A 17807-nucleotide genomic window follows, 5' to 3' on the forward strand; every position below is an offset into this window, starting at 1 on the left:
CGGGAGCAGCGCTGCTCAGCCGGAGTGATATCTTCCGGACTGCCGCTTTCTCATGCTGTAGTAACGTCGCTGTAGCCAGTGAAAGTGGTTCACCGGGTCGGGATGTACGAAAGGGCCCTGGGCATGGCACGACAGAGTCGTTCGCCGCATTCTCGCAATCGTCGTTCACATACTCCGCTCCTGACGAATCTGCTCACGGCCGCGGTGGAATCGGACCCCGATCGGATCGCCGTTCGCTTCGATCCATCGGGCGATCCGGCCGAACAACGGCAACTGACGTACCAGGAACTGGACGCGGTGTCCTCTCGGCTGGCACGTGAGCTGATCGGACGCGGTATCGGTGCCGGCGATGTGGTGGTGATGGGCATTCGACGCGGCGTCGAGTCGGTCATGGCAGTGTGGGCGATTGCCAAGGCGGGTGCGGCCTTCGTGCCCGTGGATCCCACGTATCCGCGCGAACGTATCGCACACATGGTCGCGGATTCGGGAGCGGTACTGGGGTTGACCTCGACGGCGCACCGGAGCGCGGTGGGCGATGCGGTGGAGTGGATCGAGCTGGACGATCCCGCTCAGGCTGCGCGTATCGCCGAAAACCCGGACCATCCGATCTCCTATCTCGATCGGATACGCCCCATCGATCCACGGCATCCGGCGTACATCATCTACACCTCGGGTTCGACCGGAACCCCCAAGGGCGTCGTGATCACCCATACCGGCCTCGGCGGCCTGGTGGCCTCGGCACGGGAGACGCTGCGAGTAAGTCGGAACTCGCGTGTGCTGCACGCATCGTCACCGAGCTTCGACGCCTCGGTCGAGGAGCTGCTGGTCGCCTTCTCCTCGGGTGCGACGCTGGTGGTGGCGCCACCGGATATATTCGGCGGCCCGGAACTGGCCGATCTGCTGCACCGCGAGCGAGTCACCCATCTGTCGATGACCCCGGGAGCACTCGCGTCGCTGGATCCGGACGGACTCGACGATCTGGAAGTCGTCGAGGTGGGCGGCGACCGGTGCGGCCCGGAATTGGTGGCGCGGTGGGCGCGCGAGGGACGGCTGTTCATCAACGGATACGGCCCGACCGAAGCGACGGTGCTGGCGACACTGAGTGATCCGATCCCACCCGAGGGGCCGGTAACGATCGGGCGCGCGATCACGGGAGTGACGGCGATCGTGCTGGACACGCGGTTGCGGCCGACCCCGGCCGGCAGCGTCGGGGAGTTGTATCTGTCCGGCCCGGCGTTGGCCGAGGGGTATCTGGGCCGCCCGGGCCTGACTGCCGAGCGATTCGTGGCCAACCCGTTCGCAGCCGAGGCCGACGCGCGGGAGACGCGGTTGTACCGCACCGGGGACCTCGTGCGGCGCAATGAAACCGACGGCACCCTCGAACATCTGGGCCGATCGGATTTCCAGATCAAGATCCGCGGCTTCCGGATCGAGCTGGGCGAGATCGACACCGCGCTCACCGCCCATTCCGGCATCGGCTTCGCCGTAACCGTCGGTAAGACGCTGCCCTCCGGCGCCACCGCCCTGGTCTCGTACGTCATGCCGCGGCAAGGTGTCACACTCGACATCGACGAACTCACGACGTTCGTCGCGAATCGCCTGCCGGAGTACATGGTGCCGGCATCGATCACGGTGCTGGACGAGATCCCACTCACACCGATCGGCAAGGTGGATCGTGCCGCATTGCCGGAACCGGCCTTCGCGACCGCCGAATTCCGTCCTCCCGTCACCGAAACCGAGTCGGTTATCGCGGAGGCCTTCGCGGCGGTGCTCGGTGTCGAACGGGTCGGCATCGACGATTCCTTCTTCGCGCTGGGTGGCGACTCGATCCTGTCCATCCAGATGGCGGTCCGAGCCAGGAAACAGGGAGTGGTGTTCACCCCGCGAGATGTGTTCGATCATCGAACCGTTGCCGCGCTGGCCGAAATCGCGACGTCGGCTTCCGATCCGGAGCAGCCCCGGCTGGACGAACTGCCCGGTGGCGGAGTCGGCACAATTCCGCTGACGCCGATAATGGCCGCCACACTGGCCAAAGGCTCGTCGTGGCAACGGTTCTCGCAATCGATGGCGCTGCGCCTGCCGACAGGTATCGACCGCGGAACTCTGGTAGCCACCCTCGATGCGGTGATCACGCACCACGATGTGCTGCGGTCGCGGCTGCGCGCCGCGGACCCGGCGGATCCTGGGCTCGTAGCCGAACCGAACACTGCCAGTTGGACATTCGAGGCCCTCGGCCGCGGGGCGGTCGATGTCGATGCGCTGGTGCACCGGGTCGAGCTGCCCGCCGACATCGACGACGCGGAGCTGTCCCGGAGAGCGAGCGCAGCCTACGACGGCGCGCTGGACCGGCTCGATCCGGCGAATGCGGTGATGCTGCAGTTCCTCTGGTTCGCCTTCACGACACCGGAGCCCGGCTCGCCCACGGGACGCCGAGACGTATTACTCGTGGTCGCACACCATTTCGTGGTCGATGGCGTGTCGTGGCGCATTCTCATCCCGGATCTGGCGCTGGCGTGGTCGCAACTGATCGCCGGCCGACAGGTGTCCTTGCCCGCCAACGGCACATCGATGCGACGCTGGGCACACGCGCTGACCGAGACGGCGACCGAGCCGGCACGCAGGGCGGAACTCGAGTTCTGGCAGCAGGTTTGCGACGCCGACGACCCGCCACTGGGCAGCCGCGCCCTCGATCCGGCGATCGACACCCTCGCCACCGTCGACCAGGTGCGGGTGACGGTGCCCGCCGAGGTGACCAACGCCGTGCTGACCACGATCCCGAGCCGCTATCACGGCGGCGTCGCCGACGCTCTGCTGTCGGCACTGGCATTGGCGCTGAGCAAATGGCGACGCCTGGACAAGGGCGGTTCGGCAGTGATCAAGCTCGAAGGCCACGGCCGCGAGGAGCAGGTCGTGGCGGGCTCGGATCTTTCTCGCACGATCGGCTGGTTCACCAGCGCGTTTCCGGTGCGGTTGGAGCTGGATGAGATCGACCTCGACGACGCGTTCGCGGGTGGCCCGGCCCTGGGTGCGGTCGTGAAGTCGGTGAAGGAACAGCTATTGGCCGTGCCGGACAACGGCATCGGCTACGGTCTGCTGCGGTATCTGGACCCGGACACCGCCGGACGAATACCCGAGACCGGGCAGATCGGCTTCAACTACCTGGGCCGTGTCACCGCGGGCGAGATCCCCGCCGAACTGGCCGAACTGGGCTGGGTGCCGGTCGACGACCTGGGCGAACTGGCCGCCGAGATGGATTCGGCGATGCCCGCGAACGGCGTGATCGATATCAACGCGATCGTGGCCGACGGTACGGCCGGGCCCGAGCTGACCGCGTCGTTCGCGTTCGCCACCAAGGTGATTTCCCGTGACGCGGTACAGGAGTTCGCACAGCTGTGGACAGCCGCGCTCACCGCGTTCTCGCGGCACGCGCGGCGCCCGGACGCGGGCGGGCGCACACCGTCCGACCTGCCGCTGGTGCGGGTGAGCCAATCGGATATCGAGGTGTGGGAACGGGACTACCCGGCACTGGCCGATGTGTGGCCGTTGGCGCCGCTTCAGGCCGGTCTGCTGTTCCACGCGCTTCTGGCGGGCTCGGACGTCGATGTCTATACCACCCAGTCGACGGTGGATCTGGCGGGCGAGCTCGAGACAGCGCGGCTGCGGACCGCGGCCCAGGCGATGCTGGACCGCTACCCCAATCTGCGGACGGCGTTCGTCACCGATTCGGCCGGCAACGCTGTACAACTCGTCATGAGCCGGAGCGAGGCACAGTGGCGCGAGGTGGATCTGACCGGGCTGCCCGCCGGCGAGCGCCGGGCAGAGCTGCAGCGGTTGATCGACGCGGATCGCCGGAGCCACTTCGACCTCACGGCGGCCCCGCTGCTGCGATTCGCCCTGTATCGCACCGGCGCTGCGATCGACGCCGCAACGGAGCACACCGAAGACGTTGCGGCACAACAGCAGTGGAGCCTGGTCATCACCTCCCATCACATCCTGCTGGATGGGTGGTCGATGCCGCTGCTGTTGCGTGACCTGCTGCTGCTGTACGCATCGCGTGGCGACGAGAGCGGGTTGCCGCGGGTGGCGCCGTACCGTGGCTATCTGAATTGGCTGGCCGGGCGGGACCGCGAGGCATCGCTACAGACCTGGGCGACGGCGCTGACGGGCCTCGACGAGCCGAGCTTGCTGGCGCCGCCATCCCGCCCAGGCGAACGGACGCGGATCGACAGGCTGAACACCGAGATCGATGCCGGCCGCACCCGCCGGATCACCGAGCGCGCAGCGACACTCGGTGTCACGGTGAACACCGTCCTGCAGGTGGCGTGGGGTCTGCTGCTGGGCCGGCTGACCGGCCGTGACGACGTCGTGTTCGGCGCCACGGTATCGGGCAGACCTGCCGAGCTGCCCGGCGTGGAATCCATGGTTGGCCTGTTCATCAACACGCTGCCCGTGCGGGTGCGGATCGACGAGAGCCACACGGTCGGTGAGTTCCTGCAGGATGTGCAGCGCGATCAGGCGGCATTGCTGGACCACCATCAGGTCGGCCTGAGCGATATTCAGCGGATTGCCGGTGCCGCAGCACAATTCGATACCCTGCTGGTCTTCGAGTCCTATCCGATCGACCGCGAGGCGATCGCCGCCACCAGCTCGATCGACGGTATGTCGGTCACCGGCGTGAGACTGGCGGACGACACCCATTACCCCCTGACTCTGGTGGTCACGGCGGGGTCGACGATCGAGATCACCTGGCGGTATCTGAACGGCCGCTTCACCGCCGGCGAGGTGGAAACCATGGCCGCGCGGCTGGTCCGTGTTCTGGACGCGCTCTCGGGCGATCCCGTGGCCACGGTCGGTGACATCGACATCCTGCTGGACGAGGCCGAGCAGAACCGGATCCTGTTGCAGTGGAACGGCTCACGGCATCGGGTCGAGCCGGAGCTGCTGCTGGACGGCTATCGGCGTGCGGTCTCGGCCCATCCGGATCGGGTCGCGATCGCCTATGCGGGCTCGGAACTGACCTACCGGGAATTCGACGAGCGGGTCAACCGCCTCGCGCGTGCGCTGATCTCCCGCGGCGTCGGCCCGGAAAGCCTGGTCGGCCTCGCGATACGGCGGTCGCCGGAGCTGGTCGTCGGCATGTACGCGGTCCTCACCGCGGGCGGTGCGTACGTCCCGGTGGATCCGGATCATCCCGCCGAGCGCATCGCGTACATCCTGCACACCGCCCAGCCGGTGTGTGTGCTCACCACGGATTCCGTGCCGGTGCCGGACGGAATCGCGGTGCTGCGCATCGACTCCGGCGATCCGGACGGATTCGAGAGCACACCGGTGCGGGCCGCGGAACTGCTGCGGCCGGCCCGCACCGACGATCTGGCGTACGTCCTGTTCACCTCCGGTTCCACCGGCCGGCCGAAGGGCGTCGCGATAACGCACCGCGCGGTCGGCAATCACCTCGCGTGGATGCTCGACCGGCATCCGCTGGGCCCCGACGACGCATATCTGCAGAAGGCGCCCACCACCTTCGACATGTCGGTGTGGGGCTATTTCATGCCGCTGCGCGTCGGCGCGAAGCTGGTGCTGGCCGCCCCCGACGGCCATCGGGACCCGGTGTATCTGGCGGAAACCATTGCCGCGCAACGAGTTACAGCCACGGACTTCGTACCCTCGATGCTCGCGGAGTTCGCGGCCCAGGTGGACCCGGCCGCGGTCGCGACCCTGCGGCACGTGATCAACGGCGGCGAGGTGCTGACCACGGAGACCGTCGCCGCACTGCATGCGATCTGCGACGCTCGCGTGCACAACCTGTACGGGCCGACCGAGACCGCCGTCTCGATCACCTCCCGGACCGCCTCCGGCGACGAACGCACCGACATACCGATCGGCACGCCCGGGTGGAATTGCGGTGTGCACGTGCTGGATTCACGTCTGCGGCCGGTCCCGGCCAGGGTGCCGGGTGAGCTGTATCTGGCCGGCGACCAGCTGGCCCGCGGCTATGTACGCCGGGCGGCGCTGACCGCGGAACGATTCGTGGCCAACCCGTTCGACGACGGTCAACGCATGTACCGGACCGGTGATCTGGTGCGATGGCGGACAGACGGCGTACTGGAATACCTGGGGCGCACCGACTTCCAGGTGAAGTTCCGCGGCCAGCGCATCGAGTTGGGCGAGATCGAATCCGCGCTGGCGGCGTTGCCGTCGGTGCGACAGGCCGTGGCCGCGGTGCTGCCCTCACAGCAGGGCGATCAGCTGGTCGGCTACGTGGTGCCCACGCCCGATGACCGGCACGACACCGCCGAAACGCTGGCGGCCCTGGCACGCACGTTGCCCGCCTACATGATCCCGGCCACGATCGTCGAACTCGCCGAGTTCCCGCGCAATACCAGCGGCAAAGTGGATCGCCGAATGCTGCCTCGTCCGGAGTTCGGCCTCCGGGAGTTCCGCGCGCCGAGCACACCCGCCGAGGAGATCGTGGCCGGGGTCTTCGCCGAGGTGCTCGGCCTGGATCGGGTGGGCACGGCCGACGACTTCTTCGCACTCGGCGGTAACTCGCTGGTCGCCACGCGAGCGGTGGCCCGGTTGAGCGCGGCCCTCGGGACGCGAGTGCCGGTGCGGGCCCTGTTCGACCGGCCGGTCGTCGCCGACCTGGCAGCGGGAATCGTGCCCGGCGGCGACGATACGGCCGAGCGCCCCGAGCTCCGGGCGGTCGAACGAGGTGACTTCGTACCGCTGTCGCTGGCTCAGCTGCGCATGTGGGTGCTCAACCGGATCGACCCCGAATCCCCCGCCTACAACATTCCGTTCGCGCTGCACCTGCGCGGCTCGCTGGATGTGCCCGCGCTGGCACAGGCCGTCCAGGACGTTCTGGAACGGCACGAGGGGCTGCGCACCAGATATCCGGCCGACGGCCCCGACGGGCAGCCGTTCCAGCAGATCCTGCCGGTGACCGAGGCGCTGCCGCACGGATTGCAGGTCGAACACTCCACCGTCGGCGTCCTCGACCGCATCGCCGAACTCGCGACCACCGGCTTCGACGTCACCGCCGAAGCTCCGGTGCGGATTCGGTTGCTCCGCGGCCACGACACGGACGAGCACGTGCTGGTCGTCGTCGCGCACCACATCTGCGCGGACGGTGCGTCGATGGCGCCGCTGGCGCGGGATCTCACGACCGCATATCTGGCGCGCGTCGCGGGTGACCCGCCGGGATGGGCGCCGCTGGCCGTGCAGGTCGCCGATTTCGCGATCTGGCAGCACAAGGCCGTCGGCAGCGAGAACGACCCGGACTCCGTCGCCGCCCGGCAGCTGGCCTACTGGCAGCGCGAGCTCGCGGGTATCTCCGGCGTATCGCTGTTGCCACTGGATCGCCCGCGCCCGGCGCACGCGTCCCAGCGCGGCGCGTCCATCGCGTTCACGGTGCCCGCGGCCGTGCACACGCGACTGGCGCAGATCGCGCAGGAGCACAATTCGTCGCTGTTCATGGTCGTGCACGCCACCCTGGCCGTCCTGCTCGCCCGGTTGTCCGGCGGATCGGATATCGCGATCGGCACGCCGATCGCCGGTCGCGGGGCCGCCGTGCTCGACGATCTGGTCGGCATGTTCGTCAATACCCTGACCTTGCGCACCACCGTGGACCGGTCGGCCCCGTTCGCCGCACTCGTCGACACTGTGCGGGAGGTCGACCTGTCCGGATTCGCCCATGCCGACGTTCCGTTCGAACGCGTGGTCGACGCGGTCCTTCCTGCCCGGGCGGGCGGGGCACATCCCCTGTTCCAGGTGATGCTGTCGTTCCAGAACACCGAAGCGCCGGCGTTCGAGCTGCCGGGGCTGAGGATCTCGGCGCTGGACACCGGCGAGGTGACGGCCAAATTCGATCTGGAGGTGATCGTCGATCCACACCACCGCGACGATGGCGTCCGGGATGAGCTGATCGTCGTATTCACCTATGCGACAGACCTTTTCGATGAGCCGACGATGCAGGGCCTCGGTCGCCGGTTCGACCGGATCCTGACCGGTGTTGCCGCCGATCCGCAGATACTCGTCGGCGATATCGATGTCCTCGACGCGGGCGAACGCGACCGGGCGCTGGTGGCCGCCGGACCGGAACCGGCCGGGCCGCAACGAATCGAGCTGTTGCCGGACCTGATGGCCGCGGCCGCGGACCGCAATCCGGACGGCGTCGCGGTGATCGTCGACGATTCCGCCCGGGAGCTGGACAGGCTCGACTACCTCGATCTGGACGAGCAGTCGAACCGGCTGGCCCGCCTGTTACTCGATCGCGGCGTCGGACCGGGGGATCTGGTCGTGATCGGCATGCCACGGTCGGCGACCTCGGTGCTCGCGATCTGGGCCGTGGCCAAGACCGGCGCGGCCATAGTGCCGGTGGATCCGGCCTCCTTGGCGGACCCGGGTAGTCAGCTGCCCGCGGAGGCGGCGCTGGGACTGACCGTCCCGGGCGTCGATCTGCCCGATGCGCTGCCCTGGTTGAGGTTGGACACCGACGAGTTCGCCCGACAACTCGCCGACCGGTCGCCCGCACCGATCGGCGATATCGATCGCCCTCGGCCGCTGCGTCCCGATCATCCGGCCTGTGTCGTGCGCACCTCGGGATCGAGCGGCCCGCCCCGGGTCGTCACCGTCGACCACGCCGCATTGGCCGGTTTCTGCGCGGAACTGGGAGAGCGTTTCCGAGTGACGAGCGGTTCTCGTACACTGCATTTCGCCACACCGTCGTCCGACGCGGCGATGCTGGAACTACTCCTGGCCGTCGGCGGTGGCGCGACCCTGGTGGTGGCGGCACCCACCGTCGACCACGGGAAGGGCCTGGCCGTGCTGCTGCGCCGCCAGCGGGTGTCGCACGCGGTCCTCACCGCGGCGGAGCTGGCCGCGGTCGACCCCGCGGGGCTCGACAGACTCCGCGTGGTGATCACCGACGGCGCGGCGAACGCTCCGGATCTCGTGCGGCGCTGGGAGGTTCCGGTCGCGGGCGGCCGTATTCGCGAGCTCCGCCATGGCTACGGCTCGGCCGCGGCCACGACCTGATGCGGACCCGGGCTACCTCAGCAGCACGGCGTAGCCCGGCTTGATCACCTCGTCGATGATGCGCAGGCGTTCGGGGAACCCGATGAAGGCGGATTTCGCGGCTCATGCTGGTATCGCTCATCAGGCGGTTGTCGGTGTTGACCGTGACGCGGAATCGCAGCCGGGCCAGCAGGTCGAACGGATGCTTCTCCAGCGAGGGCACCGCACCGGTCCGCACATTCGAGGACGTACACAGTTCGAGCGGAAGGCGCTGGTCCCGAACATAATTGGCGACGAGCCCGAGTTTCGGCCCGGATCCGGAGTCGCTGATGTCGTCGGTGATGCGCACCCCGTGGCCGAGCCGCTCACAGCTCAGGTGAGCAACTGGGAATCCTGATGCGCATGAGGTTCACCCCTGGTTGTGGACACCGAGTCGACAGTATCACTGATCCTGTCGAAAGGATGTCTGTATGCCTCCTCGTAGGCGTCGGTCGTTTACGGCGGAGTACAAGGTCGAGGCTGCGCATCGTGTGATCGATTCTGGCCGCACGGTCGCTGAAGTTGTGCGTGATGCACCGGACCGATCCGGTCCTCAGCGGGTCGGTTGCCTCGCTGTTCGCCGCGACCGGGCTGCGACGCCGTCGGCGATGCCGATCAGGATCTGGTCCAGTTGCTCGGCACTGCGCACCGCCGATTCGTCACCGGCGACGCTCATCAGATAGCCGCTGATGAAGTTCAGGGTCGCGAATGTCAGATCCGAGATGACGTCCGGATCCGCCTCTTCGCCCGGCGGCAGCGACTTCACCACGATTTCCCGATGTAACTCGGCATGGATCTCCGCGTTACGGCGAAAGACCTCCGCCAGCGCGGACCGGCGTTCGGCCTGCAACATCAACGCGAGCCGCGCTCTGGTCCGAGGCAGGCCATCCCCCGTCACCGCCCGGGTGATGGCCACCGCCAGCCGGGAAACCGGCGGCGGGGCAGGGTCGCCGGTTTCGGGACCGGCAACCGATCGCAGGTCCGCCAGATCCAGTTCGGCCAATCGCTCGGCGAGACCCAGCAGCAGCGCCTCCCGAGTGCGGAAATAGAACGACGTCGTCCCTTTGGGAACTCCGGCCCGAAGGTCGACCTTCGGATGACTCAGCCCCTTCGGACCTTCTTGCGCCAACAGTTGAATGGCCGCATCGCAGAGTTCGCGGCGGCGACTGGCGGCGTCTGGTTTCCTCCGCATGATCGCCGCCAGTCTAATGGGCCACTGACCTCACCGGTTGTTCCACAGTGACCGGGACGTTCAGCTCTCGGTACGACCGCGGTCCGCGGTGATCGGTTCGGCCAGCCGTTGTGTATCGCAGATCCGCTGCAGTTCCTCCAATGTTTCAGTCAGTCCGGAGCCCAGCCGCGGACCCGGGGTGAATGTCGCGGGCAGGTGCTTCATCCCCTGGATGACGCCGATGGTGTCGTAGTGCACCGCGCGGTCCGGATCGCAGCGATAGTCCGGCATCCGATCGAACACCGCCTGCAGCATCCGCTTGAACACCATGCGCGCCATATTCGATCCGATGCAGCGGTGCACGCCGAGGCCGAAACTGTAGTGCCGATTACCGCGGCGTTCCAGATCGATCTCGTTCGGATTGTCGAACACCTGCGGATCACGATTGGCCATGGCCCACGAAAGCCACAGCCGCTCACCTTCTTTGAACTGCTTGCTGCCCACTTCACAGTCCTGCGCGAAGGTGCGACCGTCGCCGGGCGCCGGGGTGAAGTAGCGCAGGAATTCCTCGGTCGCCGCGTCGAGCATGAGTTCGCGCTCGCGGCTGAGCAATTCGCGCTGCTCCGGATTCTCCGAGAGCCACTCGAGCGCATGGGCGGTGAGCGCGGTGGTCGTGTCGAAGCCACCGCCGATGATCAGGGCCAGCATGCCGAGCGCATCGCCGTCGGAGATCGGCTCGCCGACCACGATCGACCGCGCCACCGCATCGGTCATGCCCGGCCGCGGATTTTCCTTGATCTCCAGGTAATTGGCCATCAGATCCACCCGCATGGCCTCGCGCATCTTGTTCACGCGGGCTTGATCGGGCGAGTCCGGCGGGGTGTAGACCGAAGCGTGCGCGGGCTCGTTGTAGATGTTCCAGTGGGCGATCGGGATGCCCATCATCGCCAGCGTGAGCACCGCGGGCACGATGTTGGCGAGATCGTCGACGAAATCGATGCTGCCGCTCTCGATCCGCTCGTCGAGGGCAGCGCGAATCACCTCGTCCACGAACGGAATCCAGCGCCGCACCGCGGCCGGGGAAAGATACGGATTCAGCGCGCCCCGCAGATCCTTCTGCTCGGGCGGATCCATCTCCAGAATGCCCGAGCGGACCATCCCCGGCACGTCCGGCGCCGGAATGGAGATGCCCTGGTAACCACGCCGAACCCGTTGCGGGTCATGATCATTGGACACGAACGGGCAGCGGGCCAGCTCGAACACCTCCCGGTTCCCCGCGGCGACCCAGTGCCCACCGTAGGTGTCCGACCAGGCGACCGGGCACTCGCTCTGCATCTCCGCGGTGATCTCGCCGAATCGCCCGCGATACTGCGGCATGTGCCGATCGAACCGATATTCCGGCTGACGGTGCGCAGTGTTCTCGATAGTCATTGTCCGCCTGACCTATTCGACGATGGAGATGGCTCGCTCAGGGCACGAGTGCACGGCTTCCCGCGCATTCTCCCCCTGATCAGCGGGAACGTCCTCACCGAACGCAGACGAATGCCCGTCGAAATCACTGAGCGTGAAGACCTTCGGCGCGATCATCGCGCACAGCGTGTGCCCCTGGCAGCGTTCGGCATCCACATGAACTCTCACAATCGATTCCCTTCATCGTGTATCTCACCGATGCGCTGCGTCCCGGGCGCGTGGGCACCTCGCTGCCGCACAGTCCGGTGGTTCGAGTCGGCCTCGGGGCCAACGCATTCAGCGTTAACTCTAAAGTCTTAGAGACAGCGGGCGCAAGATCGAGAATGGCTCGGTCCGCTATTCGAAGGTCGAGTGAAGGGTGCGCCGATGCCCGACCGCGCCCATCATCCTTCGATGTCGCCCGGCTGCTGCTGTCGAGCCACCGCACGGCGGGCGCGCCGAAATCGATGAGGAACGCACCGGTCAGATGCGCGTCCATCAGCTTGCGCCGGTCAGGTCTTCGTGCGTATCTCACGCTCGGGTCGCCGCTGCCGGGGTGGTGACCAGACTGATCACCACCGTGTCGATTCCATCTCGACTTCAACGGGTGGTGACTGCTCTCCTTGCTGGTCGCCGTCGCGTTCGCCATTTCGTTGCGAAGCGCGGTGTGGTCATGGTGCGAATCGGGTCAGGTCTCGATGACGGTGTACGCGTGGACATCTCGGTCGGCCAGCCGCGGAATGATGTCGCCGACGACACGGGCCTGGAAGGCCTGGGTGGCACGGTGTTCCTCGTAACCGTCGGCGTCGGTATAGGTTTCGACGAGGACGAACCGAGCCGGGGCGTCGAGCGCCCGATGTGCTTGAAGGGATAGCATTTTGGGCTCCGCGCGATTTCCAGGAGTGAGTTCCGCGAGTGCGACGGCGACATACTCCTCCTCACCGAGCTTCGCGACCCATGTCGCGATGACGACGTAACTCACCGCGCCTCCACCGGATTGAAGCCGACCGCACGCAACTGTTCGACACTGTCACTGCTGAGGTCGTGTGGCCGCCACGCCGGCGTCCAACTCCACTCGATCCGGAAGTCCGACACAACATCGGGTCAGCGTTCCCCAGGATAACCGCTGTTCACCGTCGGCCCCATCCTTATAGTGCCGCGCCGAGGGCGCGAACCTGCGACAAACGACCGGCGCAGGCCCAGAGATCATCGGTCGTCATGGTCGACGTGAAAGATGCTCGCCTACAACCGATTACGGCAGAAACATGCCACCGACAGCATTTCCGTCAGAACGCACACGCTCGACCCCGCGAGCCATCGACATATTCATCGCCATAGTCACGACACTGCACAAACCAGCGCACCACCGGACACTCCTCCCCCTCAATTCGCCTCGAAGCCCGGACACCGTCCGAAGGCAGATCCGGACTTCAATAATCAAATGCGCATATATTGGCCATGCTGGCCGCCGAAGTGGCGGCGAGTGCGGCGATGCCGGATCCGGTTCAGTAGTTTGCGTTCCCGGATCAGGCAGGTCGTGTCGAGCTGTTCCCGCCACTCTCCCCGTGGGCCAACACGCCTACCGCCGCCGACGCCTCTTGACACCGTCTTCCGCCGCTGGCGCACGTCGGCCTGTGGCTGAGTGGTGTCAACTCCGGGTCCAATCACATTGCTACCGAGGGCGGCTGGCTCTGTCCCGGCAACGGTGTAACTCAATCAACCCGAGCTACACCGTTAGCGAGATAGACGCGATAGGCGGTCCACTGGTTCGTGCGCCGAGACCGTTTCGCTGCCACGCCGAAAATTTGTTCGGCGAAAGGCTTCGCTGAACAGTCGCTGTTCGGGCTGAAAGGATCGCACGTGATCGCGTCGGTCCTGGTCTGCGCTCAATTCGCGCTGCTGGATACGCGAGCGGTGAGCGTAGGGTAATCGATGTATCCGGTGGGGCCGCCCACGTAGAACGTGGAGAAGTCAGGGGTGTTTTCTGCCGCGTCGGTTTCCCAGCGTTTAACGAGGTCGGGGTTGGCGATCGCGGCTCGGCCGATCCCGACCGCGTCGGCGAGCTCGATGACGATGGCCGCGGCCGGCACCGAGATCAAGGTCCCGTTGCTGGTGGTGCACGATTCGAACGATCGCCAAGCCCCCGGCGATGGCCGAGAAGCAGCACCAGTCAGCGGCCGATGCACCGACACCAGCAGCTGAAGATCATCGAACTCGAGGACGGCGGAGGTCGAGCACTGCTCTGCAGACCATATGTCGCCCGCGGTACACTTCATCGCCGACTGGGTTGCCGACCAATTCAGCACCACGACCACTGCGCACACCGAATCCCGCACACCCAGAACACCGAAAACTGCGAACTGACCGCGAGTTTCGAGTTGTCACGCGCTGTTGGGCTGATCGGCACACGGTGGGCGGATGTGGCGGGGTCCGACGCAGGGATTCCGAGGCTTCTACCCGCGGTTTCGGGTGATAGCAAGTTCCCCCAAGGTCCACAATTTAACTCAAAAAGCGGTATTTACCAGGGTAAATACCGCAAATCAAGTAGGGCGGCAGGATTTGTCTGAATTCCTATTCTCCCTGGTCACAGCATTTCTCGTGTTCTAGTAAGCCGCGCAAGGTCCCTCACGGCCTGGCGTCGATGAACTAACACACAACTCGGAACGCCGCGCAGCGGCGGCCTCAGCTCAGCCCACATTCAAAACACCGGCCGACCGGCTCGGCGATCGTGGGACCGGAATCGGTGACACGGCGGTCTGGAACGACTCCAGTTACCCGGTTTTCGTTTCCGGCTAGGACGGTCGACGATTCTGTCGTCCGGTGTTTTCTACTATCCAGGCCGCGACCTGCGTGCGGGAGGTGAATCCGAGTTTGGTGAGGATGTGCTCCACGTGGCCCTCGGCGGTGCGCGCGGAGATCACCAGATCGGCGGCGATCTGCCTGTTGGTGAGACCTTGGGCGATGAGGTCGGCGACCTGCCGCTCACGCCTGGTCAGAGCCGCTTGCGGACCCGCAGTGAGTGCTCCGTCGATGAGTTGCTCGCCGAGTGCGTAGGCAACGGCTTCGTCCATACCCATAGCCTGGCCACGGCGGAAGGCCGAATCGAACCCGCGTGCCCCGAGGGCAGATCGCGCCCGCCGGACACATTCGTTGTGATTCTGCGGGCTCGGGAAGGGGCTCCCGACGTTACCCACGAACGCCGATAGTTTCTGCGCGGCTCCCAGCAGTACGGCCGCGCGCTCGGCATCACTGTCGGCACCGACTGTCCAGGCCAGTGGCTCGAGACTCAACGCGGCTATCAGCGGACTTCGAATTTGCCGGTTGACCCGCAAAGCATCCTCGAACAGTGTCATTGCGCGAGACACCTCACCTTGCTGCCAGACAGCAAGACCCATGCCCCACAACGCCGCCGACCGGAACAGCGATTCGCCGCACGCTTCGGTGATAGAAAGTACCTGCTGTTGACACTCGATCGCCCGTTTTGTATCACTGGCCTGTACGTGCAGCAAACCGAGCACATTCAAAGCAGAGACGTAGGTGTATCTCCGCTTATCCGAGCTGAATACCTCGACTGCACGTTCGAGGGACGGGGACGTACGAACGGGTTCACCGCCAAAGAATGCCAGGACACCGTAAGCGTAGGCGATCAGTGCCTGAGTCATCGGGGTGGGAGCCAACTCGCCGAGCACGCGCGCCTCGTCCACGAGGGCGGACGCCGCCCGCAAGTCGCCCTGCGTCGCCGCCATGACGCAGCCTACCTGGAGCGCTTTGACACGGTCGGGTATGGATTGTCGGTCAGGGTGGTGGTTGACGACGCGGTCGATCCACCGCCGACCCTCACTGTTCAGGCCCCGAAAATCCCACAACATGAATAGTGCGGCGCCGGTTTGCAGTCCGGCTTCGGTCGCCTCCTCGGTGTCCTCGGCCAGGCTGTATTCGAGCGCGTCGCGCAGGTTGGGTTGCTCGCGTTCGAGCCGAGCGATCCAGTAAGGCTGGCGGTCGCTGATCCACTCGGCCTCCGCGTCCAGCGCCAGCCGCTGATACCAGTCACGGTGGCGACGCTGCAACTGCTGGTTCTCACCGGAAGCTCGCAGCTTCCGACGTCCGTAGTCGCGGACCGTCTCGAGCATCCGGAACCGCACACTGCCCTGAGACTCGTCGCGGATCAGGATCGACTTGTCCACCAGCGAGGACAGCACATCGAGCGGATCCTCAGGCCCCCAATCGGCGCCGCATACCTGTTCGGCGGCATCGAGTTCGAAGCCTCCGGCGAACACCGACAACCTGGCCCACAGTTGTTGCTCGAGCGGGGTACACAGCTCGTAACTCCAGTCGACACACCAGCGCAGCGTCTGCTGCCGTGTCGGCGCAGTGCGGCTGGCGCGGGTCAGTAGCGCAAATCTGTCGTCGAGCCGCTGCAGAATCTGCTCGGGTGACATCATGCGGATCCGGGCGGCCGCCAACTCGATCGCCAGCGGCAATCCATCCAGCCGGGCACAGATCCGGGCCACAGTGACCGTGTTGTCCGCGGTCAGCTCGAAACCCGGCACCACCCCGGTCGCACGGTCAGCGAACAATGTCACCGCGTCGAAGCGGGGACGTCCCCGCAACGACAGCCTGCGATCCGGATCCGGCACCGTCAACGGCGCCACCCGCAGCACCGCCTCCCCGGCGATATCCAACGGTTCACGACTGGTCACCACGATCCGCAGGTTCGGTGCGGCTCGCAGCCAGGTCTCGACCAGTTCCGCCACCGCGGCCACCAGTTGCTCGCAGTTGTCCAACACCAGCAGCGCCTTCCGCGCAGACAAGAACTCGACCAGTACCTCCCGCAACGGCCGCGCCGAATCATCACGCAACCCCAGGTCGGCCGCGACCGCCTCGACCAGCAGCGACGGGTCGGACACCTCAGCCAGCTCGACCAGCCACACCCCATCGGCAAACTCACTTCGCACGGCGGCCGCGGCCCGCAGCGCCAGCCGCGTCTTGCCGACCCCGCCGATACCGGTCAGGGTAACCAGCCGGGTCGAGGCCAGCAGATTCTTCACCTCGGCGACTTCGGTGCGGCGGCCGACGAAACTGGTCAACTCCAGCGGCAAACCGCCACCTCGAACCATCACCGGCGCCGCCGGCGGACGCCACTCCTGGGAAGGCGGTTTCGGATCTCGCTGCGCCGCAGCCGGTTCGGCGTGCACCGCCATGTCATCGACCCCGTACCCGTGGCGGCGCTGCGCCTGCCGGATCGTCTCCCCCAGCGCCGCCGCCGACGGCCGCTGACTGGGATCGCGATTCATCGCCGTCGCTATCACCGCGGACACATCCTCGGCGATGTCGTGCTCGCAGGTCCGGTGTCGGCTGAGTGGTGATCCGCAGAATCTGCGTCACCACGTTCTCCCCGCTGCGCCGTTCGAATGCCGCGTGCCCGGTCAGCGCGCAGAACAGAGTGGCGCCCAGCCCGTACACGTCCGCCGCCGGGCTCGGGGCACCCCCCTCGAGGACCTCGGGGGCGGTGAATGCCGGTGACCCGGTCAGGGTGCCCGCGGAGGTTTGGAATCCGCCGGGGATGCGTGCGATACCGAAGTCGCTCAGGGCGGGCTCGCCATAGTCGGTGAGCAGGATGTTGCCCGGTTTCACGTCGCGATGGACGATACCCAGGCGATGTGCGGTCTCCAGCGCCCCGGCGATCTTCACCCCGATCCACAACACCGTCTCCGTGGGCAGCGGACCCTGCCGGCGGATCCGCGCGTCCAGGGAGTCCAACGGGTGATACGGCATCACCAGATACGGCCGTCCACTCGCGGTGGTCCCCGTCTCCAGTACCGTGACGATGTTCGGGTGCCCCGTCAGCCGGCCCATCGCCCGCTGCTCGCGGAAAAACCGTTCGAGATTGTCGGCGTCCAACTCGGCGGTCAGAATCTTCACGGCCACCGTACGGTCCAGCTCCGCCTGCGTGCACCGATAGACCACACCGAAACCGCCCCGCCCGATCTCCTCGGCATCGCAGAACCCGGCCGCGCTCAACTCCTCCGTGACCGGCTCCGACACGCCACGCTGTGTCCGAAACAGATCATCCTCGGCCATCAGCTGCAGACCATTCGCCAGCACATCCCCCGACAACGGGCAATATGCGTTA

At 66.4% G+C, this 17807-nt stretch carries 5 protein-coding genes and 3 pseudogenes; 1 reads left to right on the forward strand and 7 read right to left on the reverse strand.

All coding sequences use genetic code 11. The features are described from left to right. Positions 1 to 123: 123 nt before the first annotated feature. Positions 124 to 9036, forward strand: a pseudogene (locus K7711_RS28140) (non-ribosomal peptide synthetase); the annotation flags it as partial. Between the two features lie 12 nt (positions 9037 to 9048). On the opposite strand, the pseudogene K7711_RS28145 reads toward K7711_RS28140, so the two are convergent. The 7 genes and pseudogenes from K7711_RS28145 to K7711_RS28175 all read right to left on the reverse strand — a co-directional run. Further along, positions 9049 to 9400 (reverse strand): annotated as a pseudogene (locus tag K7711_RS28145) (adenosine deaminase); the annotation flags it as partial. A gap of 207 nt (positions 9401 to 9607) precedes the next feature. Beyond that, positions 9608 to 10246, reverse strand: coding sequence for a TetR/AcrR family transcriptional regulator (locus tag K7711_RS28150; RefSeq protein ID WP_222972461.1), 639 nt, complete (start codon positions 10244 to 10246; stop codon positions 9608 to 9610). Positions 10247 to 10306: 60 nt separating this feature from the next. After that, complete coding sequence (locus tag K7711_RS28155) at positions 10307 to 11656, reverse strand: cytochrome P450 (RefSeq protein WP_222972462.1); 1350 nt, start codon at positions 11654 to 11656, stop codon at positions 10307 to 10309. Positions 11657 to 11668: 12 nt separating this feature from the next. After that, positions 11669 to 11863, reverse strand: coding sequence for a ferredoxin (locus K7711_RS28160; RefSeq protein WP_222972463.1), 195 nt, complete (start codon positions 11861 to 11863; stop codon positions 11669 to 11671). Between the two features lie 499 nt (positions 11864 to 12362). Next, a complete protein-coding gene (locus tag K7711_RS28165; RefSeq protein WP_222972464.1) occupies positions 12363 to 12656 on the reverse strand; it encodes a putative quinol monooxygenase in 294 nt (97 codons plus the stop codon). 904 nt (positions 12657 to 13560) lie between these two features. Continuing rightward, complete coding sequence (locus K7711_RS49365; protein ID WP_372460198.1) at positions 13561 to 13989, reverse strand: hypothetical protein; 429 nt, start codon at positions 13987 to 13989, stop codon at positions 13561 to 13563. A 477-nt stretch (positions 13990 to 14466) separates the two neighbouring features. After that, positions 14467 to 17755, reverse strand: a pseudogene (locus K7711_RS28175) (protein kinase domain-containing protein). Between the last annotated feature and the right edge of the window lie 52 nt (positions 17756 to 17807).

The sequence above is a fragment of the Nocardia coffeae genome (genome assembly GCF_019890715.1).
Taxonomy (GTDB): domain Bacteria; phylum Actinomycetota; class Actinomycetes; order Mycobacteriales; family Mycobacteriaceae; genus Nocardia; species Nocardia jiangxiensis.